This is a genomic window from Pseudoflavonifractor gallinarum (genome assembly GCF_014982855.1).
Lineage (GTDB): Bacteria > Bacillota > Clostridia > Oscillospirales > Oscillospiraceae > Pseudoflavonifractor_A > Pseudoflavonifractor_A gallinarum.
In genome coordinates this window covers 38,278-58,273 of record NZ_JADCKF010000006.1, presented here as the reverse complement: position 1 = coordinate 58,273, position 19,996 = coordinate 38,278, and the positions used below count along the sequence as shown (strand labels likewise).

Sequence of the window (19,996 nt, the reverse complement as noted above, 5' to 3'; positions counted from 1 at the left end):
AAATTGTGATAAAATACCTCTGATTCGAGCAATACCCTGAGAGAAGGAGCGTGTACGTAGATGGAGGCAGCGGACATTCAGTTCCGTACCGCCGCATTGGGCGGGTTCAGTAAGCAGGACGTACTGGACTATATCGAGAAGGCCAATCAGGACCACGCCGCCAAGGTGGAGGGACTTCAGAAAGAGCTCTCCGCCATGACGGAGGAGCGGGACAAACTCAAAGCGCGGGTGGAAGAGGCCGAGGGGCGTCTGGTGGAGCTGTCGGCCCAGGTACAGAAGCTCACCGGCGAGCTGGCCGAGCGGGGTGCCGCTCTGGAGCAGAGCCGGGGCGAGCGGGAGCTCCAGGCAGAGGAGCAAAGCGCCCTCCAGAACCAGCTCTCCGACCTGAAGGAGCGCCTGGAGAAAAGCGAGCAGGGGGCCAGAGCTTACGAGGCCATCAAGGACCGCACGGCCGGCATCGAGCTGGAGGCCCACTGCCGTGCCCAGGGGATCGAGTCGGCCGCCCGGGAGCAGGTGGAGAAGGCCCGCCAGGAGCTGGAACAGTGGATCTACAAAGTGCAGGCCGGCTATGACCGGATGCGCACGGATATTGAGGCCACCATCGCCCACACAGCCGGGGAGCTGGACCGGGTGCGCAAGAGCATGGAGGGACTCACCGCCGAGTTCGGTGACCATGACGCCGAGCTCAAGCTGCTGCTGGAGACCTATGAGGAGGCCATCGGGCCCCGGATGCCCGAGCCTCTGCCGCTGGATGAGGAGTGAGGAGAGATGGAATACCGTCTGCATACACAGGACCTGCGCAGCCACATTCCTGCGCTGAAGGCGGGAGACCGGGTGATCCTGAGCGGGACCATCTACACCGCCCGGGACGCGGCTCACAAGCGCTTTTTTGAGCTTCTGGACCGGGGAGAGGACCTGCCCTTCCCGCTGCGGGACGCGGTGATCTACTATGCCGGCCCCACCCCGGGACAGCAGGGCATGGCGGTGGGAGCCTGCGGCCCCACCACGGCCAGCCGGATGGACGCCTTTGCCCCCCGGTTGCTGGACCTGGGCCTGGGTGCCATGATCGGCAAGGGAGAGCGCAGCCAGGAGGTGGTGGACGCCATCGTCCGCAACGGGGCGTGCTATTTCGCGGCGGTGGGAGGCGCGGGGGCGCTGATCGCCCGCTGCATCAAGGCCGCCGAGGTCATCGCCTTTGATGAGCTGGGCTGTGAGTCGGTGAAGAAGATGACCGTGGAGGACTTCCCCCTGACGGTCGCCATCGACAGCACGGGCGGAAATCTCTTCCGCAGCGGCCGGGCCGAATACGCTGCGAAATAAGATCATCTGAATACGAAAAGCGGACCGGAATTGTTCCGGTCCGCTCTTTTCATATATACGTAAGTGTTTGGCTGTGCTATGGATTGTAGAGATGGCAGGCCACCCGGTGGCCGGGCTCCAGCTCCCGGGTCTGGGGCGGCTGCTCCTTGCAGATTCCCATGCAGTGGGGGCAGCGGTCGTGGAAGGCACAGCCGCTGGGGGGATCGGCCGGGCTGGGCACATCGCCCTCCAGATGGATGCGCTCCTTTTCCTCCGACGGGTCCCGCTTGGGAATGGCGGAGAGAAGGGCCTTGGTGTAGGGATGGAGAGGATTGCGGTAGACATCCTCGGTGCTGCCCGTCTCCACCAGACGACCCAGATACATCACACCCACCCGGTTGCTGATGTGGCGCACCACGTTCAGATCGTGGGAGATGAAAAGATAGGAGAGCTTCAGATCCTGCTGAAGTCCCATGAGCAGGTTGAGGATCTGGGACTGGATGGACACGTCCAGCGCGGAGACCGGCTCGTCAGCCACCACGAAGCGGGGCTTGCAGATGAGGGCCCGGGCGATGGCGATGCGCTGGCGCTGTCCGCCGGAGAACTGATGGGGATAGCGCTCCAGATGCTCCGCCGTGATGCCCACAGCCTGAGCGATCCACTGGATCTGCTCCTCCCGCTCCTTGGGGGAGAGATGGAAATGGGTGAGCAGCGGCTCCTCCAACAGCTTATGTACCGTCATGCGGGGGTTGAGGGAGGCATAGGGGTCCTGGAAGATGAGCTGCATGTCCCGCCGCTTCAGCCGCAGCTGCTCCCGGCTCAGGGTACACAGGTCGGTGCCGTCAAAGAGGACCTGTCCGCCGGTGGGCTCGATGAGGCGGAGGATACTCCGGCCGGTGGTGGACTTGCCGCAGCCCGACTCGCCCACCAGGCCGAAGGTCTCCTGCTCCCGGATCTGGAAGGAGACATCCTCCACCGCGTGGACATGGCCTACGGCCTTGCGCATCACGCCGCCCCGGATGGGAAAGTAGGTTTTCAGATGCTGGACGTCCAGCAGAATGTTTTCCTGACTCATCGTGCCGCCTCCTTCTCTGCGCCGCTGGCGTGGAGCCAGCAGCGGCACTGGTGCCCGGGGGCCACCTCGGTCAGCGGCGGAACCGCCTCCCGGCAGCGGGCCGTGCAGTGTTCGCACCGGTCGGCAAAGCGGCAGCCGGAAGAGAACTGCCCGGCGGTGGGCACGGTGCCCCGGATGGTATAGAGCTCCTTCTGCTCTCCGCCCAGAGAGGTCACCGAGCGCAGCAGTCCGCTGGTATAGGGGTGGGCCGTGTGGTGGAAGATGTCGTCCACGCTGGCCTGCTCCACTACCTGGCCGGCATAAAAGACCGCCACCTGTTCACAGGTCTCGGCGATGACGCCCAGGTCGTGGGTGATCATGATGACCGAGGTGTCATAGCTCTCCCGCAGTTCGTTCATCAGGTCCAAAATCTGGGCCTGGATGGTCACGTCCAGGGCGGTGGTGGGCTCATCGGCGATGAGGAGCCGGGGATTGTTGATGAGGGCAATGGCGATCATGACCCGCTGGAGCATGCCGCCGGAGAGGTGGTGGGGATACTCCTTCAGGATCTCCTCCGCCCGGGGGATCTTGACCTTGCGGAGCATCTCCAGGGCGGCCTCCCGCATGGCGGAGCGGCTGAGATCGGTGTGGAAGCGGAGGGACTCCACAATCTGGTCTTCGATGGTATACATGGGGTCCAGGGCGGTCATGGGCTCCTGAAAGATCATGGAGATCTCCTTGCCCCGCAGCTGCTGCATCTGCTTTTTCGGAAGGGAGAGCAACTCGGTATCGGTCCCATTCTCCCGCTGGAAGCGGATGCTGCTCCCTGCACCTACGGAAAGAGGGAAGGAGAGCAGTCCCATGATGGAGGAACAGGTGATGCTCTTCCCGCAGCCGGACTCGCCCACGATGCCGAAATTCTGTTTTTTATCAATGTTGAGGTCAATTCCCTCCACCAGCTTGACCGGAGGCGTCCGCCGTCCCCGGTACAGGTCGATGGAGAGATTGCGCATTTCCAAGAGATGATCCATGTCGGCAGTCCTCCCATCAGGTTTTGAGCTTGGGGTCCAGCACGTCGCGGAGGCTGTCGCCCAGGATGTTGAAGAGCAGGATGGTCACAATGATGAAGAGTGCGGGGAAGATGGCCATCCAGGGGGCCTGCTCCATAAAGGTGCGGGCCTCGGAGAGCATGGAGCCCCAGGAGGGATCGGGGGGCTGGATGCCCAGGCCCAGGAAGCTCATGGAGGCCTCGGTGAGAATGGCGCTGGAGAGGGCCAGGGTAGCCTGCACCGTAAAGGGCGCCACCACATTGGGGGAGATGTGCCGCACCAGGATGGCGCCCGTCCGGACGCCCACGCTCCGGGCATTGGAGACATACTCCAGGCCCTTGGCCGAGATGACCGCCGCCCGTACGGTCCGGGCAAAGACGGGAATGTTGACGATGCCGATGGCGATCATGGTGTTGACCAGGCCCCGTCCCAGCACCGCCGAGATGAAGATGGCCAGCAGGATGGAGGGGAAGGCAAAGAGGATGTCCATCACACACATGATGACCCGGTCCACCCAGCCCTCAAAATAGCCCGCCAGCAGGCCCAGGATGTAGCCGGCCACCGCGCCGATACCCACGGCGATGATGCCCACCTCCAGAGAGACCCGGGCGCCGTAGAGGATGCGGCTGAAGATGTCCCGGCCGTAGTTGTCGGTGCCGAACCAATAGTCGGCGCTGGGGGCGGATTTGGGCATGGCCACCATCTTGTCCGGCTCAAAGGGAGCCGCCAGGGGGGCAAAGATGGCCACCAGGATGACCAGCAGAATGCCGATCATGCCGATGCGCCCCATGGGATCCTTCCACAGATCCCGGATCGTCTGTCCAAGTCGTTTCATGGTAATCCTCCTGCCGTCAGTCGTAAGAGATACGGGGGTCAATGTAGGCGTACAGCAGGTCGGTCACCACATTGACCAGTACGTACACAAAGGCGATAAAGAGCACGCAGCCCTGCACCACGGGGTAATCCCGCTGGTTGATGCCGGTCAGGGTCATCTGGCCCAGGCCGGGGAGGGAGAAGATCTGCTCCACGATGACCGCGCCTCCCAGCAGGGAGCCGATCTGCATGCCCACCAGTGTGACGATGGGGATGAGGGCGCTGCGCAGGACGTGCTTGAAGATGGCCACCCGCTCACTGGCGCCCTTGGCCCGGACGGTGCGGACAAAATCCTGCCGCAGGACCTCCAGCACCGACGAGCGGGTCATGCGCATGACCGAGCCCGAGATGGAGATGCCCAGGATCGAGGCCGGGAGGATCATGATCTGAAGGTTGCGCAGGGGGTCCTCAAAAAAGCCCACATAGCCCAGGGGGGAGAAGTAACCGAAGGCCAGGGAGAGGAAGAGGATCAGCAGGATGGACAGGGCGAAGCCGGGGACCGAGACGCCCAGCAGGGCAAAGACCCGGATCAGCCGGTCGGCCATGGAGTTGCGCTTGACCGCGGCGAGGATGCCCAGAGGGATGGCCACGAACCAGGAGATAACGGCGGCCAGGATGGTGAGCTCAGCGGTCACCTGAAAGCGGGTGAGGATCTGGGGCAGGATGGGCTCCGCTGTGCGGATGGATTCCCCGAAATCGCCCCGGAGCACGCCGCCGATCCAGTCCAGGTACTGTACGATATAGGGGCGGTCCAGGCCGTATTTGGCGGCCAGCTGAGCCCGCAGCTCAGGCGTGGCCTCCACGCCCAGGATACCCGAGATCACGTCGCCGGGGATCATCTTCATGACGGCGAAGATCAGAATACTGATGCCCAGCAAGACCGGAATGAGCTGAAGGATGCGGCGAATGGTGTATTGTTTCATCGTGTCACACTCCCTTTCGAACGGTGCCTTGGATTGAGGATTGACCGCCACCCGCCCGGGAAGTGGGGCGGAGAGCGGTCAGTCCTCAATCAGGAGAAGCGCGGGGGGAGCGGGGGCAATTTTGCCCCCGTCTCCCCGCGGAAGATCGATTTTACTGGGTCAGATAGGTGTCCCGGAAGTCGCTGGCGTCAGCGGCGGAGGGGGCGAAGCCCTGCACGCTGGTGCTGGAGACGAAGTACTTCATGGGGCTTGCGATGCAGATCTTGGTGGAGTCCTCCACGCAGATCTCCTGGGCCTCGTTGTAGTACTCCTCCCGCTTGGCCTCGTCGGTGGTGGCGATGCCCAGGGCGCACAGCTCGTCCACACGCTCATTGGAGAAGCCAAAGACGTTGGCGCTGGAACCGGTGCCGAAGAAGAAGGAGATGGCACGGTTGGGATCGGTGCCGGCGCCGTCGCTGACCACCATCAGGTCAAAGCCGGCCTCGGGGGTGCTCATCTTGCCCCAGATGTCCACGTACTCGCCGGACTCCAGGTTGGTGATCTCCACGTCGATGTAGATCTCGGAGAGCTGCTGCTGGATGACCACGGCGGCCTGGCGGAGGGAGTCCATCAGACCGGCGGCCAGCTTCAGGCTCAGATGGTTGCTGTCGCTGTACCCGGCGGCCTCCATCAGCTCCTTGGCCTTGTCCAGGTTGAACTGGTAGAGGTCAAAGGAATCGGCGCCCAGAGACCAGTGACCCATGGCGGGGGGCATCATGGTGCTGACCTGGGCCTGGCCGTTAAAGACCACGTTGATGAGGGTCTGGCGGTCCAGGGCGTAGCTCATGGCCTGACGGACGTTCTGATCCTGGAGCGCGGGGGTGGAGAGGTTGCAGCCCATGGCGATGTAGTCGTTGGTCTGGTAACCCAGAACGCTCAGGTTGCTCTCCTTCTCGGCGGCGGTCACGTTGGTGGAGGAGAGGTTGGCGATGTTGATCTCACCGGTGCGCAGGGCGGCCAGACGGGCGGCCTCGTCGCCGATGAGGTAGTAGGTGATGCCGCCCAGCTTGACCCGGTCGGCCTCCCAGTACTCCTCAAACTTGGGCAGCTCCACGTAGTTGTCGGGGAGCCACTCGCCCAGCATGAAGGGACCGGTGCCGCCGTCGGCGCGCATCAGGTCGCCGTTCTCCGCGATGACATCCTTGTCCACGATGGCGCCGTAGTTGCTGGTGAGGTTGCCCAGGAAGGCGGCGTTGGGCTCCTTGAGGGTGAACTTGACGGTGTAATCGTCCACCGCCTCCACGCTCTCGATGCCGCCATAGTAGCTGTCCTTGCTGCCCAGGGCGCCGATGTCGCCGGCCTCGGTCTTGCCCAGGACACGGTCAAAGGAGTAGACCACGTCGTCCGCAGTCATCTCCCGGCCGGAGTGGAACTTCACGCCCTTGCGGAGATAGAAGATGTAGGTCACGTCGTCGGGGATCTCCCAGCTCTCGGCCAGCTGACCATAGTAGGTCATGTCGGCGTTGGTAGCAACCAGAGTCTCATAGAGCTGGTTGATGATCCGGAGGGAGGCCTCCTCGGAGACGGTGTGGGGATCAAAGCCGGTGGGCTCGGAGTCCGTACCGTACTTGAGGATGCCGCCCTCCACCGGGGTGGTGGAGACCGGAGCGCTGGGGGCGGAGGATGCGGGGGGCGTATTCCCGCCGCCGCATCCGGCCAGCAGACCCGTAAGCAGGACGCCGGCCAGGGAGAGGGATAGCCACTTTTTTGCGTTCTTCACAGTAAGTACCTCTTTTCCATTCAGATTTCGTATGTCACAGGCCAGCGCCTGCGGATACCGGTCAGACGGGAACGGGGGGTGTTCGTCCCAGCAGAGCATAGTGGACCGCCCGGCGGAAATCGTTGGAGGATCCGGGCGGCTCCCCCTCCATACGGTAGAATTTGTTGGTGAGGATGACCGCGCCTATGTGATGGGCACGGCTGATCCACAGACTGGTGCCGGTAAAACCGTTGTGTCCGCAACCATCCGGGAAGACGTCACACCGGTCAAAGCCCAGACCACGCTCCTCCACACAGGTCTCCATGGCCCGGAGGAACCAGGGGCGGTCGGTGGAGAGATAGAACTGCCCCAGAGCAGAGAGGGCGTCCGCCGTAGCGAAGATCCCGGCATGTCCGCTGGCGCCGTTCCAGTAATAGAAGGCGTTCCCGTCGTTGCAGGTGCCCCGTACCTCCACGCCGTTGGGCCGCCAGCCGTCAAAGGAGAGGCCCCGCTGGGCGCACATGCGTTGCTCGATCTGATTTCCATAGCAGGTGGGCACGGCCAGAGCGGGATCGATGGGACCATAGGCCATATCCGAGATACCAAGGGGAGCTTTGACATAGCGCTCCAGCGCCTGCCGGAGGGGAAGGCCGGAGACCGCCTCCACCACCAGGCCCAGGAGCATGAAGTTCAGATCGCTGTATGCCATGCCGGTCTCGGGCTCCGTGGTGGCCAGAACGTGTTCCAGCACCGTGTAGAAGTCCCGCCCATCGGCGTAGAAGGGATACCACGGTACGATACCGGAGGTGTGAGTCATGAGCTGTCCCACGGTCACCTTCTCCAACCGCCGCCGGGTGACCGGGCCGGGGGCATGGGCGGGCAGGAGGGAGAGCACAGGTGTCTCCGGGGTGAAGCGCCCCTCCTCCATAAGCGAGAGGAGCATCGTGGTACACACCAGTTTGCTGACCGAGGCCAGGTCAAACCAGGCGCTGAGCTCCACTCCGCCCACGGCCCGGCGGTACAGGATCTCTTTCTCGTTGAATACCTGGCAGACCGCAGAAGGGTAATACCCTTCCTGCCGGTAGGTCTCCAATATGGTGTCAAGCTGTGACAGTTCCATCTGCCGCACCTCCATTGGAAAAATGATATGGTTCACGCAGGAAGAGCGCTCAGTCCTGCTGGAGGGAGCGTATGAGCTCCCTGGTCTGGGAGAGGCTCTTCCGGGTATGGTCGAAGTCGTGCTTGGCGATCCCAAGATAGAGCAGGTCCAGCAGGAGCAGGCCGGAGATCCGGGAGGTCATGGCCCCCATGCGGAACTCCCCCTCCTCGCTGGGGATGTAGAGGGGATAGTCGGCCAGGCGGGAGAGCGAGTTGTGGTTGGCCTGAGTGATGGCGATGACTCTGCATCCCCGCTCCTTGGCGGCCCGGGCGGCCAGGACAGTCTCCCGGGTCTCACCGCTGTAGCTGATGGCAATGACAATGTCGCTCTCATCCAGCAGAGCGGCGGTGGCCAGATTGGTGTGGGCGTCAGCGTGATAGAAGGCGGGGATGCCGATGCGGGAGGATTTGTAGAGGAAATCCATCGCCAGCAGGCCGGAGGCCCCGATACCGAAGAGATGGATGCGCCGTCCGGCACAGATCTCCTCCACCGCCTGGTTGAGGACGGATACATTGACCATGCGATAGGTCAGGGAGGTGTTCTTGAGATGGATGAGCTCCGCCTTCTGGAGAATGGTGTCCAGGTCGTCGTGCTCCTGGATGACGGTCTGAAACTCGTCCAGTGCCTCGGCACCAGATTCTTTGGCCAGGTCCAGCTTTAATTCGGTAAAGCCTTTGAAACCGAGCTTCTGGGAGAAGCGCACCACCGCCGCCGGGGAGGAGCCGCAGGCGGCGGCAAACTCCTTGGCGTTCATGCGGGTGACCTCCCCGCTGTGGGACAGAAGGTAGGCGGCAAGACGCCGTTCGGTCTCTGTCAGCGAGGCGAGGCCTTCTTTGATCAAAAGTGTGCATCCCACGGCGACAACCTCCTCTCTTTTTGTAGATATTATAGCAAAGCGTGAGAGGCAAGTCCAGAGGGTTTGAAATATAATTTCATGAATCTTGCAAAAAAGATGAAATAATATTGTGTTGACAGAGTGAGAGGGATGCGGTAGGCTAGAAGCAAACAGACAGGAGGTGTGCGCATGGACGACTATCTGGCAGGCCTGAGCACAGAGGGGATCAATGAGGAGACCCGGCGGATCGACACCTGTTCCACAGAGGAGATGGTGCGGCTCATCAACCAACAGGATGCACGGGTGGCAGCGGCAGTGGCCAAGGAGACGGACAAGATCGCCGCGGCGGTGGATCTGATCTATGAGCGGTTCCGTGCAGGAGGGAGACTCATCTATCTGGGCGCGGGGACATCGGGGCGTTTGGGAGTGCTGGACGCGTCGGAGTGCGTGCCCACCTTCGGCGTGGACCCGGACATGGTGCAGGGCTACATCGCGGGAGGCGACACTGCGCTGCGTCACCCGGTGGAGGGCTGTGAGGACCGGGAAGAGGACGGCATCCGCCTGGTGGAGGAGCTGAAGGTAGGCCCCAAAGACGCGGTGGTGGGCATCACCGCCAGCGGCAGCGCCCCCTACGTACTGGCGGCGGTCCGCCGGGCGGGAGAGCTGGGCGCCGCGGTGATCGGGCTTTGCACCAATGCAAACTCCAAGCTGGAGCGGGTCTGTCAGGTGTGCATCGCCCCTCAGGTGGGGCCCGAGGTGATCTCCGGGTCCACCCGTATGAAGTCGGGAACGGCCCAGAAAATGGTGCTCAATATGCTCACCACCTGTTCCATGATCAAGCTGGGCAAGGTCTACGGCAATCTGATGGTGGATCTGAAGGTGAGCAACCGCAAGTTGGAGGACCGGGCCAAGCGCCTGATCGTCCACGCCACCGGGACCGACCCGGATACGGCGGCGGAATATCTGACCCGGGCGGACGGCCACGCCAAGCTGGCCATCCTGATGCTGGAGAGCGGTCTGGACCGGGAGGAAGCCAAGGCGCTGCTGACGCGCTGTGAGGACCATCTGGGCCGGGCCATTTGCCAGGCCAGGGAAGAAGGAGGCGGGGCGTAATGCTCTGGAGCGGAACGGACAAGCCGGTGCGCCGGATCGTGGGCATGATGTCGGGCACCTCGGTGGACGGGGTGGACGCCGCTTTGGTGGAGGTCCGGGGCACGGGCGACCGCTGTCAGGTGAAGCTGCTGGCCTTTGAGAACCGGCCCTATCCGGAGACGGTGCGGGAGGAGATCTTTACCCTCTTTCAGCCGGAGCAGGCCACGGTGGACCGGGTGGGACGAATGAACGTTTTGCTGGGAGAGCTCTATGCCCGCAGCGCCCGCTCGGTGGTGGAGGGGGCCGGACTGCGTCTGGAGGATGTGGATCTCATCGGTTCCCACGGACAGACCATCTGGCACAGCCCCCAGACCGTGTGGGAGGAGGGCTTCCCCATCCATTACACCGTGCAGATCGGGGAGGGAGCCGTGATCGCCGCCCGCACTGGTGTGCCCACGGTGTCGGACTTCCGGGTGGCGGACATGGCGGTGGGCGGACAGGGCGCGCCCCTGGTGCCCTTCACCGAGTACCTCCTCTACCGGAGGGAAGAGGAGACCATTCTTCTCCAGAACATCGGCGGGATCGGAAATATGACCGTCCTGCCCGCCGGAGCGGGACCGGAGGCAGTCTATGCCTTTGATACCGGGCCGGGCAATATGATCATTGACGCGGCGGTCTCCGCCCTGACCGGAGGGGAGCAGACCTATGACGTGGACGGGGCCATGGCGGCGGCGGGCCAGGTCAATGCGGACCTGCTGGCCTGGCTCCAGCAGGAGCCCTATTACAGCCGTCCCCTGCCCAAGACCACCGGGCGGGAGGAGTTCGGCACCCAGTACACCGAGCGTGTGCTGGAGCGGGGCAGGGAGCTGGGCCTCTCACCCCAGGACATCGTGGCCACGGTGACTGACCTGACCGCCTGGAGCATTGCCGACGCCTACGGGCGGTATGTCCAGCCCCGTTATCAGGCCTCCCGCCTGGTGGTGGGCGGCGGTGGGAGCTATAACCCCACGCTGTTGGCCTTCCTCTCCCGTCGTCTGGGCGAGTATGGTGTCGCGGTGCAGACCCAGGAGGATCTGGGATGGAGCAGCGATGCCAAGGAGGCGGTGGCCTTTGCGGTACTGGCCGACCGGTGCGCCATGGGAGAGGCCAACAGCCTGCCCGGCGTCACCGGGGCGGAGCGGGCCGCGGTCATGGGAAAAATCTCCCTTCCGCCCCGTGGATCGGGAAAGGGGGAGCATCGATGAAGCTGGAATTGCGCAAAGGGACGGAGCAGGACGTGGAGGCATGTCTTCCAGTCTTTCTGGACAGCGCCATCTATGAGCGTTATTTCCGGGGAGACGACCGGCTGGAGCGCTCCCTGCGGGGGGCGGCCGGACGGGGAGAGCTCTATCTGGCGGTCACCGAGCAGGGAGAGATCGCCGGAGCCATGCGGGTGGTCCTGCGTGGCTTCTGCGGGCTGTATCCCTATCTGAGCCTGCTGGGTGTCAAGGCCTCCTTCCGGGGGCAGCAGGTGGGAAGCTGGCTCATGGAGCAGCTGGAGGAGATGGCCCGGGCATCCGGGGCCTCCCGCGTGACGATGATGGTCAGCGACTTCAACACCGGCGCCCAGAAATTCTACGCCGGGCGGGGCTATTGGACGCTGGGAAGCCTGCCCGACGCGGCCAAGAAGGGCATCACCGAGCTGGTGCTGGTCAAAGAGGTATGAAAAAAGGCCGTCCGGAGCATATTTGCTCCGGACGGCCTTTCTGCGTCCGTGACAGATTTCAGTTAGAAGGCCCGGCCGATGTCGGTGCGGAACTGCATCCCCTCAAAATGGATGTGTTCGGCCGAGGCATATGCGCCCCGGATGGCCTCGTCCAGATTCCCGCCCACGGCGGTGACACCCAGTACGCGGCCGCCGCCGGTGACCAGCTCGCCGGAGTCGTTCCGGGCCGTGCCCGCGTGGAAGACCACGGCGGTCTTGCCGGCCTCCTCCAAACCGGTGATGGGCAGTCCCTTCCGGTAGGAGCTGGGATAACCCCCGGAGGCCAGCACCAGACAGCAGGCCGCACCCGCTTTCCAGCGGATCTCGGTCTGATCCAGGGTGCCATTGCGGCAGGCCAGGAGAATGTCCATCAGGTCGCTCTCCAGCAGGGAGAGGACGGACTGGCACTCGGGGTCGCCGAAGCGGGAGTTGTACTCCACCACCTTGGGGCCCTGGGGGGTGAGCATGAGGCCGAAGTAGAGCACGCCCTGGAAGGGACGGCCCTCAGCGGCCATGGCATCCACCGTGGGCTGGAAGATGGTCTCCATGCACACCTGGGCCAGATCGGGGGTGTAGCAGGCCACCGGGGCGATGGAGCCCATGCCGCCGGTGTTGGGGCCCTGGTTGCCGTCAAAGGCCCGCTTGTGGTCCTGGGAGGCAGGCATGGGAACCAGGTGCTTCCCGTCGCAGAAGGCCAGTACGGTGACCTCGGGACCGGTCATGCACTCCTCGATGACCACCTTGGCGCCCGCCTCGCCGAACTTTTTGTCGGCCATCATGGCGCGGACGGCCTCCTCGGCCTCCTCCACGCTCTGGGCCACGATGACGCCCTTGCCCAGGGCCAGGCCGTCAGCCTTGACCACGATGGGGGCGCCCTGCTCCCGGACATAGGCGAGGGCGGCCTCCAGCTCGGTGAAGGTCTGATAGCGGGCGGTGGGGATGTGATACTTGGCCATCAGATCCTTGGAGAAGGCCTTGCTGGCCTCGATGACGGCGGCGTTGGCCCGGGGACCGAAGGCGGGGATGCCAGCGGCCTCCAGGGCATCCACCATGCCCAGGGCCAGGGGATCATCGGGGGCGACCATGACGAAGTCCACAGCGTTCTCCCGGGCCCAGGCCACCATGCCCTCCACGTCGGTGGCTTTCACCGGGACACACTGGGCCAGGGCAGCGATCCCGGCGTTGCCGGGGGCGCAGGAGAGTTTCGTTACCTTGGGGCTCTTGGACAGGGCCCAGACAATGGCGTGCTCGCGGCCGCCGCCGCCAACCACTAAAACATGCATAGAGATGACCTCCAAATCACAATAAAGTCAGGAGAGCAGGGCGCTCAGTCCGGCCAGCAGGACCAGGTGCCCCGGATAGAACCAGTAGAAGAACCAGCGGCTCCCGTTGCCCCGCTTCCCATTGTAGCGGGAGAGGGGCACCAGAGAGAGACAGGCAAAGGCCGACATCAGCAGGGAGTAGGGCAGATAGAAGCGCTGGAAATAGGGGAGCCGTCCTCCCATGTCTACCAGGAACCGTGCCCACCCCTCGGTGGGGAGGATGGAGAGAGTGGGCACGCCCCAGTAGGCCCAGAGACTGCCGGCCAGATAGTAGCACAGCAGGCACAGGGCAAGCATCCGGAGCTGGCGGGCGCGGTCCTCTCCGCAGAAATAGAGGATGACCACGGTGAGGCAGCCGATCCAGCCGTAATCCCCGTGAAGGGGCTGGGCCAGAAAGACGCACACACCGCCCAGCAGGATTCCCAGAACAGGATAGCCCTTTTCCTGAAAGTGCCGGTAGAGACCGATGGCCAGAGAGGCGAGGAAAAAGGTGGTGATGACGCTGCGCCCGTCCTCCGGCATGACAAAATAGAGGGGGATCTGAGTGAGGGCGGCGAAGCAGAAGAGCCGCCGCAGATAAGCGGCATAGTGCCTGGTTTTCCGGCAGCCCTCCGCCACGAAGAAGGCGAAGATGGGAAAGGCCAGCCGCCCCACATACCGAAAGAGATAAAACCACAGGGAGTCGGGCGGGAAGAAAGGGGCCATGGGCTCAAAGAACATCCCCACATGGTCGATGACCATGAAGAGGGCGGCCAGATATTTGAGCTGAGTCCCGCTGAGACCGCCGCTCCGTTCCAGGGCGGACACCGCTTAGTGGTGGAACAGGCGCACACCGGTGAAGGCCATGACCATGCCGTGCTTGTCGGCAGTGGCGATGACCTGGTCGTCCCGGATGGAGCCGCCGGGCTGGACAATGTAATGCACACCGGACTTATGGGCGCGCTCCACGTTGTCCCCGAAGGGGAAGAAGGCGTCGGAGCCCACGGTCACGTCGGAGAGCTGGGCGATCCACTCCTGCTTCTCCTGGGCGGTGAGAACCTCAGGCTTGACCTGGAAGATGGTCTGCCACACGCCCTCGGCCAGCACGTCGTCGTGCTCCTCGGAGATGTACAGGTCAATGGCATTGTCCCGGTCGGGACGGCGGATGCCCTCCACGAACTGGAGACCCAGGACCTTGGGATGCTGGCGCAGCCACCAGATGTCCGCCTTGTTGCCGGCCAGACGGGTGCAGTGGATGCGGCTCTGCTGTCCGGCGCCCACGCCGATGGTCATGCCATTTTTCACATAGCAGACCGAGTTGGACTGGGTGTACTTGAGGGTGATGAGGGAGAGGAGCATATCGTGCTTGGCCTGCTGGGGGAGCTCTTTGTTGGCGGTAACGATGTTCTGGAGCATCTCCTCCGAGATGTCCAGATCGTTATAGCCCTGCTCAAAGGTGATGCCGAAGATGTTGCGCCGCTCGATGGGGGCGGGGGTGTAGTCGGGATCGATGGCCACCACGTTGTAGCCGCCCTTGCGCTTGGTCTTGAGGATCTCCAGAGCCTCGTCGGTATAGCCGGGGGCGATGACGCCATCGGAGACCTCACCGGCCAGGAAGCGGGCGGTGTCAGCGTCACACACGTCGGAGAGGGCGGCCCAGTCGCCGAAGGAGCACAGACGGTCCGCGCCCCGGGCCCGGATGTAGGCGCAGGCGATGGGGGAGAGCTCCCCCTCGGGGGCAAAGTAGATCTTCCGCTCCACCTCAGTGAGGGGGAGACCCAGAGCAGCTCCGGCGGGGGAGACGTGCTTGAAGGAGGCGGCGGCGGGCAGGCCGGTGGCCTTCTTCAGGGCTTTGACCAGCTGCCAGGAGTTGAGGGCGTCCATGAAATTGATGTAGCCGGGGCGGCCGTTGAGGACCTGGAGGGGGAGCTCTCCCTCCTCCATATAGATGCGGGCGGGCTTCTGGTTGGGGTTGCAGCCGTATTTCAGTTCCAGTTCAGTCATGTGAGAGCCTCCGTTTGTTGGTATGTAGTGGTGAAATTACTGATGCTTGTTCAGAATGACGGTGTCGCTCTTTCCGCTCTCCAGATCGGTGTAGCGGACGAAGAGGGAGACCTTGTTGTCCTCGTTGAGGCTCTCCCACAGCTCCCGGGCCAGGGTCTGGGCGTCGGGGGCGGTGATGGCGACCTGACGGGGCTCTCCCTCAAAGGAGGGCAGGGGGTCCCGGTTCTCCTGATAGGTGTGGATGAAGTGGCCCTGTCCGGCCAGGGGGTGCTCATAGCCGAAGAAGTAGCGGCGGCAGGAGGAGGGATCGCCGTCGGCGCTCTTCAGGATGGAGAGGGCATAGCTGCCGTCCTTGTGGAGCAGGCCGGAGATCCGGGGGGTGTAGTTGGGGCCGTCGGGCTCAAACTCCCGGGTGCGCAGGGACTGGGCAAAGACCTTGCCCTCCAGCAGGCCGCCCCGGACGGTGTCGGTCTGATCGCCGTTGGTGACCACGGTGTCGTCGCCCACCACCCGGACGGGATGGTAGATGATGAGGGAGGGATCGGTCATCTTGCTCTCGTCAAAGGCCTTGGTGCGGATGCCGTCCTCGGTGACCTCGAAGATGCGGTTGCGGCTGTTCTCGCTGCGGCCCATGATGAAATAGGCGATGACGCTGTGTCTGCCGTCGGCAGACTTGCCCAGCAGGATGCCCCGACCGGGGTAGGGATGGGACTGGAGCAGCTCACAGAGATTCAAGGTGTTCATGAAAGATTCCTCCTGACGATGAAGTGGATGAAAAAAGAAAATGGGCGCACCAAAAACAGGTGCGCCCAGACGGTCGGCATAACAAAAGCTGTACTCCATGTGGTAAGCCCACGGTTCCGTCAGTCATACAGCTTTTTTAGGATAGCATATCCCCAGCGGCCTTGTCAAGACGCCTGTCGGAAGGGCGGGGAATTTAGGGGAGAATGTGCACGTGCCGGCCCTCTACCGCCAGCTTATCCTGGCAGAAGAGCGAAACGGCCTGGGGGAGGAGCTTCCACTCGGCCTCCTCCATGACCCGGCGCTGGAGGATCTCCGGGGTGTCACCCTCCCGGATCTCCACCGCCTTCTGGAGCACGATGGGGCCGCCGTCGGCCTCTTCATTGACGAAGTGGACGGTAGCGCCCGTGACCTTCACGCCGTAGGAGAGGGCCATCTCATGGACGTGGAGCCCGTAGGCCCCCTTGCCGCAAAAGGAGGGGATGAGGGCCGGATGGACGTTCAGAATGGCGTTGGGGAAGGCCTCCACCATCTCTTCGGTGAGGATGTGCATAAAGCCGGCCAGCACCACCAGATCGATGGAGAGGGCCTTGAGCTTCTCCACCAGAGCGATGGTCATGGCCTGGGGGGAGGGGTAGTCCTTCCGGGCCACCACATAGCCGGGGATACCGGCTTTTTCGGCCCGCTCCAGGGCATAGGCGTCTGCCCGGGAGGAGAGGACGGCGGCCAGCACGCCGCCCCCCAGCTCTCCCCGGCCCTGGGCGTCGATGAGGGCCTGAAGATTGGTTCCACCGCCCGAGACCAGAACAGCGATGCGTTTTTCCGCCATGGCCTTACACCAGCTCCACGCCGGCGTCGCCCCGGACCACGGAGCCCACGGCGTAGGCGCTCTCTCCGGCGGCACGGAGGATCTCCAGAGCCTTCTCGGCCTCCCCGGCGGGGACGGCCAGGAGCATGCCCAGGCCCATGTTGAAGGTGTTGTACATATCCCGCTCGGGGATGTTGCCCTTCTTCTGGATCAGGTCGAAGATGGGCAGGCGGGGGAAGGAGGAGAGCTCGATGCGGGCGGTGAGACCCTCGGTCATCATGCGGGGGACGTTCTCATAGAAGCCGCCGCCGGTGATGTGGCTGATGGCGTGGATGTCCACGCCGGCCTTCAGGAGAGCCTTGACCGCCTTGACATAGATGCGTGTGGGGGTGAGGAGGGTCTCACCCAGGCTCTTGCCGCCCAGCTCGTCCACGGGGGCGTTCAGATCGGCGTGCTCCACATCAAAGACCTTGCGCACCAGGGAGAAGCCGTTGGAGTGAACGCCGGTGGAGGCCAGACCGATGAGGGCGTCGCCCTCGCTCAGGCGCTTGCCGTCGATGATCTTCTCCTCGTCCACGATACCCACCGAGAAACCGGCCACGTCATAGTCCTCATCGGGCATGACGCCGGGGTGCTCGGCGGTCTCGCCGCCCACCAGGGCGCACTCGGACTGGCGGCAGCCCTCGGTGATGCCGGCGACGATCTCGGCGATGCGCACGGGATCATTCTTGCCGCAGGCGATGTAGTCCAGGAAGAAGAGGGGGGACGCGCCGCCGCAGATGATATCGTTGACGCACATGGCCACGCAGTCGATGCCGATGGTGTCGTGCTTGTTCAGCAGCAGGGCCAGGCGGAGCTTGGTGCCCACGCCGTCGGTGCCGGAGACCAGCACAGGGCGCTTCATCCCGGCCAGGTCGGGGGCGAACATGCCGCCGAAGCCGCCCAGGGTGCCCAGCACGCCGGGGATGTAGGTGGATTCCACCATGGGCTTGATACGCTTGACCGCCTCATAGCCGGCGGTCACGTCCACGCCGGCAGCGGCGTAGGAAGCGGAATGAGAGTTTTCCATACGAACCTCCAAAAAAATAGTGGGGGAACGGCCTTACTCTTTGCCGGTCCAGCAGTAGGTACATACCTTGCAGGGCTCCAGTCCGATGGCCTTCATGAGGCCCTCCAGGGACTGATAGCCCAGAGAAGTGAAGTGGAGCTTTTTGCAGATGGCCTCCAGCATGCACTGGCCGCGCTCGGTGGTGGGATCGGCGTACTCATCCAGATGGGCCTCGCCCTCCTCGCCCTCCAGCTCCTGAACAGTGCGGCGGGTGATGAGCTCCATCTCGGATTTGCTGGAGGAGAAGTTCAGGTACTTGCAGCCGTACATGATGGGGGGACAGGCCGAGCGGATGTGGACCTCTTTGGCGCCCGACTCATAGAGGAAATCCACGGTCTCCCGCATCTGGGTGCCGCGGACGATGGAGTCGTCGATCATCAGCAGCTTCTTGCCCTGGATGAGCTCGGGCACGGGGATCTGCTTCATCTTGGCCACCTGGTTGCGGACCTTCTGGTTGTCAGGCATGAAGGAGCGGGGCCAGGTGGGGGTGTACTTGACGAAGGGACGGGCAAAGGGCTTGCCGCTGCGGTTGGCGTAACCGATGGCATGGGGGATGCCCGAGTCGGGAACGCCCGCCACATAGTCCACGTCCTGGGCGATACCCCGCTCCCGGTCGGCGTCGGCCATGATCTCGCCGTTGTGGTAGCGCATGACCTCCACGTTGACACCCTCATAGTTGGAGTTGGGGTAGCCGTAATAGGTCCACAGGAAGGCGCAGATCTTCATCTCGGTGCCGGGGGCAGAGAGCTGCTCCACCCCATCGGTGGTGACCCGGACGATCTCCCGGGGGCCCAGTTCGTAATAATCGTGATAGCCCAGCTTGTGGTAGGCGAAGGACTCGAAGGAGATGCAGCAGCCGTCCTCGTCCCGGCCCACCAGAACGGGGAGGCGGCCCACCTTGTCCCGGGCAGCGATGATCTCGTTGTCGGGGGTGAGGATGAGGATGGTAGCCGAGCCGTCCACCACATCCTGGGCGTGGCGGATGCCGTCCACCAGGTTGTCCTTCTGGTTGATGAGGGCGGCGATGAGCTCGGTGGAGTTGACCTTGCCGGAGCTCATGGCCATGAACTGGGTGCCCACACCGGCGTCAAAGTACTGCTTCACCAGCTCCTCGGCGTTGTTGATGATGCCCACGGTGGTGATGGCAAAGAGGCCCAGATGGGAGCGCACCAGCAGGGGCTGGGGGTCTGTGTCGCTGATGCAGCCGATGCCGCTGTGTCCGGCAAAATCGGACAGGTCCTTCTCGAACTTGGTCCGGAAGGGAGTGTTTTTGATGTTGTGGATCTGGCGCTGGAACCCCTTGTCCCGGTCATAGATGACCATGCCGCCCCGGCTGGTGCCCAGGTGGGAGTGATAGTCCACGCCGAAAAAGATGTCAAGTACGCAGTCCCGCTTGGAGACCGCACCAAAGAAACCGCCCAAAGTCTTTCCTCCAATAGAAATGTGGGGGCGGGCCGGCGCGGGGCCGGTCCGCCAAGTCAGATGATAACGGAAACCGGGAGAGGTTTACTCTCCCATGAGGCGGCGCATGACCTCCTCATAGGCCTCCTCCGCGCCGCCCAGATCCCGGCGGAAGCGGTCCTTGTCCAGCTTCTCATGGGTCTTCTCGTCCCACAGACGGCAGGTGTCGGGGGAGATCTCGTCGGCCAGAACGATCTGGCCGTCGGCGGTCTTGCCGAACTCCAGCTTGAAGTCCACCAGATCGATGCCGATCTCCTTCATGAAGCCCTTGAGCAGGTCGTTGACCATGAAGGCGTACTTCTTGATGAGCTCGATCTCCTCCCGGGTGGCCAGCTTCAGGGCCAGAGCGTGGTAGGAGTTGAGCAGGGGATCACCCAGGTCGTCGTTCTTGTAAGAGAACTCGATGGTGGGCTCGTCAAAGACGATGCCCTCCTCCACGCCGTAGCGCTTGGCGAAAGAGCCGGCGGAGATGTTGCGGACAATGACCTCCAGGGGCACGATGGAGACCTTCTTGACTACGGTCTCCCGGTCGCTGAGCTCCTCCACAAAGTGGGTGGGGACCCCCTTGGCCTCCAGGCGGCGCATGAGGTTGTTGGTCATGCGGTTGTTGATGGCGCCCTTGCCGGTGATGGTGCCCTTCTTGAGGCCGTTGAAGGCGGTGGCGTCATCCTTGTAGGAGACGATGACCAGATTGGGGTCCTCGGTGGCATAGACCTTCTTGGCCTTGCCCTCATAGAGCTGCGTTGTTTTTTCCATAGTTCACATTCCCCTTGCACACATTAGGATATTGATAGCAATTGATAGCAG

General features: G+C 63.3%; 20 protein-coding genes and 1 riboswitch. Of the genes, 5 read left to right on the top strand and 15 right to left on the bottom strand.

Translation table 11 applies throughout. The annotated features are described in order from the left end of the window. The first annotated feature begins 60 nt into the window (after window positions 1–60). Window positions 61–762 carry a coiled-coil domain-containing protein gene (locus INF37_RS07735; RefSeq protein ID WP_193537536.1) on the top strand — a complete coding sequence of 234 codons (702 nt, stop codon included), beginning with the start codon at window positions 61–63 and terminating at the stop codon, window positions 760–762. 6 nt (window positions 763–768) lie between these two features. Next, window positions 769–1,320 carry a Fe-S-containing hydro-lyase gene (locus tag INF37_RS07730; protein WP_186962756.1) on the top strand — a complete coding sequence of 184 codons (552 nt, stop codon included), beginning with the start codon at window positions 769–771 and terminating at the stop codon, window positions 1,318–1,320. A gap of 76 nt (window positions 1,321–1,396) precedes the next feature. On the opposite strand, the gene INF37_RS07725 is transcribed toward INF37_RS07730, so the two are convergent. From INF37_RS07725 to INF37_RS07695, 7 genes are all read right to left on the bottom strand, one after another. Then, window positions 1,397–2,374, bottom strand: coding sequence for an ABC transporter ATP-binding protein (locus tag INF37_RS07725; RefSeq protein ID WP_101693404.1), 978 nt, complete (start codon window positions 2,372–2,374; stop codon window positions 1,397–1,399). Beyond that, complete coding sequence (locus INF37_RS07720) at window positions 2,371–3,384, bottom strand: ABC transporter ATP-binding protein (RefSeq protein WP_193537534.1); 1,014 nt, start codon at window positions 3,382–3,384, stop codon at window positions 2,371–2,373. The genes INF37_RS07725 and INF37_RS07720 overlap by 4 nt, the downstream gene beginning before the upstream one ends. Before the next feature lie 16 nt (window positions 3,385–3,400). Next, window positions 3,401–4,237: an ABC transporter permease gene (locus INF37_RS07715; protein WP_101693402.1), complete on the bottom strand. Its 837-nt coding sequence runs from the start codon at window positions 4,235–4,237 to the stop codon at window positions 3,401–3,403. A gap of 16 nt (window positions 4,238–4,253) precedes the next feature. After that, window positions 4,254–5,198 (bottom strand): ABC transporter permease, encoded by a 945-nt coding sequence (locus INF37_RS07710; RefSeq protein WP_101693401.1) that lies wholly within the window; start codon window positions 5,196–5,198, stop codon window positions 4,254–4,256. A 151-nt stretch (window positions 5,199–5,349) separates the two neighbouring features. Continuing rightward, the gene (locus INF37_RS07705) at window positions 5,350–6,957 is read right to left on the bottom strand and encodes an ABC transporter substrate-binding protein (RefSeq protein WP_193537532.1); all 1,608 of its coding nucleotides are present in this window, start codon (window positions 6,955–6,957) and stop codon (window positions 5,350–5,352) included. 61 nt (window positions 6,958–7,018) lie between these two features. After that, window positions 7,019–8,056, bottom strand: coding sequence for a serine hydrolase domain-containing protein (locus INF37_RS07700; RefSeq protein ID WP_193537530.1), 1,038 nt, complete (start codon window positions 8,054–8,056; stop codon window positions 7,019–7,021). Window positions 8,057–8,105: 49 nt separating this feature from the next. Beyond that, window positions 8,106–8,951 carry a MurR/RpiR family transcriptional regulator gene (locus INF37_RS07695; protein ID WP_193537528.1) on the bottom strand — a complete coding sequence of 282 codons (846 nt, stop codon included), beginning with the start codon at window positions 8,949–8,951 and terminating at the stop codon, window positions 8,106–8,108. Between the two features lie 168 nt (window positions 8,952–9,119). On the opposite strand from INF37_RS07695, the gene murQ reads away from it, so the two are divergent. From murQ to INF37_RS07680, 3 genes are read left to right on the top strand one after another with little or no spacing between them, the layout of a single operon-like run. Then, entirely contained in the window at window positions 9,120–10,043 is a 924-nt protein-coding gene (gene murQ / locus INF37_RS07690) for an N-acetylmuramic acid 6-phosphate etherase (protein WP_193537526.1), read from the top strand. Beyond that, window positions 10,043–11,266, top strand: coding sequence for an anhydro-N-acetylmuramic acid kinase (locus INF37_RS07685; protein ID WP_193537524.1), 1,224 nt, complete (start codon window positions 10,043–10,045; stop codon window positions 11,264–11,266). Before murQ ends, INF37_RS07685 begins: the two co-directional genes overlap by 1 nt. Continuing rightward, window positions 11,263–11,727, top strand: a complete 465-nt coding sequence (locus INF37_RS07680; protein ID WP_193537522.1) for a GNAT family N-acetyltransferase — start codon at window positions 11,263–11,265, stop codon at window positions 11,725–11,727. The genes INF37_RS07685 and INF37_RS07680 overlap by 4 nt, the downstream gene beginning before the upstream one ends. Window positions 11,728–11,789: 62 nt before the next feature. Here INF37_RS07680 and purD read toward each other — a convergent pair whose 3' ends face one another. From purD to purC, 8 genes are all read right to left on the bottom strand, one after another. Next, window positions 11,790–13,049, bottom strand: coding sequence for a phosphoribosylamine--glycine ligase (gene purD, locus INF37_RS07675; protein WP_193537519.1), 1,260 nt, complete (start codon window positions 13,047–13,049; stop codon window positions 11,790–11,792). 27 nt (window positions 13,050–13,076) lie between these two features. Continuing rightward, window positions 13,077–13,895 carry a TraX family protein gene (locus INF37_RS07670; protein WP_193537517.1) on the bottom strand — a complete coding sequence of 273 codons (819 nt, stop codon included), beginning with the start codon at window positions 13,893–13,895 and terminating at the stop codon, window positions 13,077–13,079. A 3-nt stretch (window positions 13,896–13,898) separates the two neighbouring features. Continuing rightward, a complete protein-coding gene (locus INF37_RS07665) occupies window positions 13,899–15,071 on the bottom strand; it encodes a phosphoribosylaminoimidazolecarboxamide formyltransferase (protein ID WP_193537515.1) in 1,173 nt (390 codons plus the stop codon). Between the two features lie 36 nt (window positions 15,072–15,107). Beyond that, on the bottom strand, window positions 15,108–15,815 hold the full coding sequence (locus INF37_RS07660; RefSeq protein WP_193537513.1) for an IMP cyclohydrolase: 708 nt from the start codon (window positions 15,813–15,815) through the stop codon (window positions 15,108–15,110). A 56-nt stretch (window positions 15,816–15,871) separates the two neighbouring features. Next, window positions 15,872–15,952, bottom strand: a riboswitch (ZMP/ZTP riboswitch). Window positions 15,953–16,008: 56 nt separating this feature from the next. Next, a complete protein-coding gene (gene purN, locus INF37_RS07655; protein WP_101693391.1) occupies window positions 16,009–16,641 on the bottom strand; it encodes a phosphoribosylglycinamide formyltransferase in 633 nt (210 codons plus the stop codon). A gap of 4 nt (window positions 16,642–16,645) precedes the next feature. After that, entirely contained in the window at window positions 16,646–17,689 is a 1,044-nt protein-coding gene (gene purM, locus INF37_RS07650; protein ID WP_101693390.1) for a phosphoribosylformylglycinamidine cyclo-ligase, read from the bottom strand. 33 nt (window positions 17,690–17,722) lie between these two features. After that, window positions 17,723–19,150, bottom strand: a complete 1,428-nt coding sequence (locus INF37_RS07645; protein ID WP_101693389.1) for an amidophosphoribosyltransferase — start codon at window positions 19,148–19,150, stop codon at window positions 17,723–17,725. A gap of 84 nt (window positions 19,151–19,234) precedes the next feature. Continuing rightward, complete coding sequence (gene purC, locus INF37_RS07640; RefSeq protein WP_101693388.1) at window positions 19,235–19,945, bottom strand: phosphoribosylaminoimidazolesuccinocarboxamide synthase; 711 nt, start codon at window positions 19,943–19,945, stop codon at window positions 19,235–19,237. Window positions 19,946–19,996: the final 51 nt, after the last annotated feature.

What these genes read in the sequence shown, in the direction of transcription:
- INF37_RS07730 (WP_186962756.1), top strand. Translation starts at nt 769, where the DNA reads ATGGAATACCGTCTGCATACACAGGACCTGCGCAGCCACATTCCTGCG.
- INF37_RS07735 (WP_193537536.1), top strand. Translation starts at nt 61, where the DNA reads ATGGAGGCAGCGGACATTCAGTTCCGTACCGCCGCATTGGGCGGGTTC.
- INF37_RS07680 (WP_193537522.1), top strand. Translation starts at nt 11,263, where the DNA reads ATGAAGCTGGAATTGCGCAAAGGGACGGAGCAGGACGTGGAGGCATGT.
- purN (WP_101693391.1), bottom strand. Translation starts at nt 16,641, where the DNA reads ATGGCGGAAAAACGCATCGCTGTTCTGGTCTCGGGCGGTGGAACCAAT.
- INF37_RS07715 (WP_101693402.1), bottom strand. Translation starts at nt 4,237, where the DNA reads ATGAAACGACTTGGACAGACGATCCGGGATCTGTGGAAGGATCCCATG.
- INF37_RS07665 (WP_193537515.1), bottom strand. Translation starts at nt 15,071, where the DNA reads ATGACTGAACTGGAACTGAAATACGGCTGCAACCCCAACCAGAAGCCC.
- purD (WP_193537519.1), bottom strand. Translation starts at nt 13,049, where the DNA reads ATGCATGTTTTAGTGGTTGGCGGCGGCGGCCGCGAGCACGCCATTGTC.
- purC (WP_101693388.1), bottom strand. Translation starts at nt 19,945, where the DNA reads ATGGAAAAAACAACGCAGCTCTATGAGGGCAAGGCCAAGAAGGTCTAT.
- murQ (WP_193537526.1), top strand. Translation starts at nt 9,120, where the DNA reads ATGGACGACTATCTGGCAGGCCTGAGCACAGAGGGGATCAATGAGGAG.
- INF37_RS07660 (WP_193537513.1), bottom strand. Translation starts at nt 15,815, where the DNA reads ATGAACACCTTGAATCTCTGTGAGCTGCTCCAGTCCCATCCCTACCCC.
- purM (WP_101693390.1), bottom strand. Translation starts at nt 17,689, where the DNA reads ATGGAAAACTCTCATTCCGCTTCCTACGCCGCTGCCGGCGTGGACGTG.
- INF37_RS07700 (WP_193537530.1), bottom strand. Translation starts at nt 8,056, where the DNA reads ATGGAACTGTCACAGCTTGACACCATATTGGAGACCTACCGGCAGGAA.
- INF37_RS07720 (WP_193537534.1), bottom strand. Translation starts at nt 3,384, where the DNA reads ATGGATCATCTCTTGGAAATGCGCAATCTCTCCATCGACCTGTACCGG.
- INF37_RS07710 (WP_101693401.1), bottom strand. Translation starts at nt 5,198, where the DNA reads ATGAAACAATACACCATTCGCCGCATCCTTCAGCTCATTCCGGTCTTG.
- INF37_RS07685 (WP_193537524.1), top strand. Translation starts at nt 10,043, where the DNA reads ATGCTCTGGAGCGGAACGGACAAGCCGGTGCGCCGGATCGTGGGCATG.
- INF37_RS07725 (WP_101693404.1), bottom strand. Translation starts at nt 2,374, where the DNA reads ATGAGTCAGGAAAACATTCTGCTGGACGTCCAGCATCTGAAAACCTAC.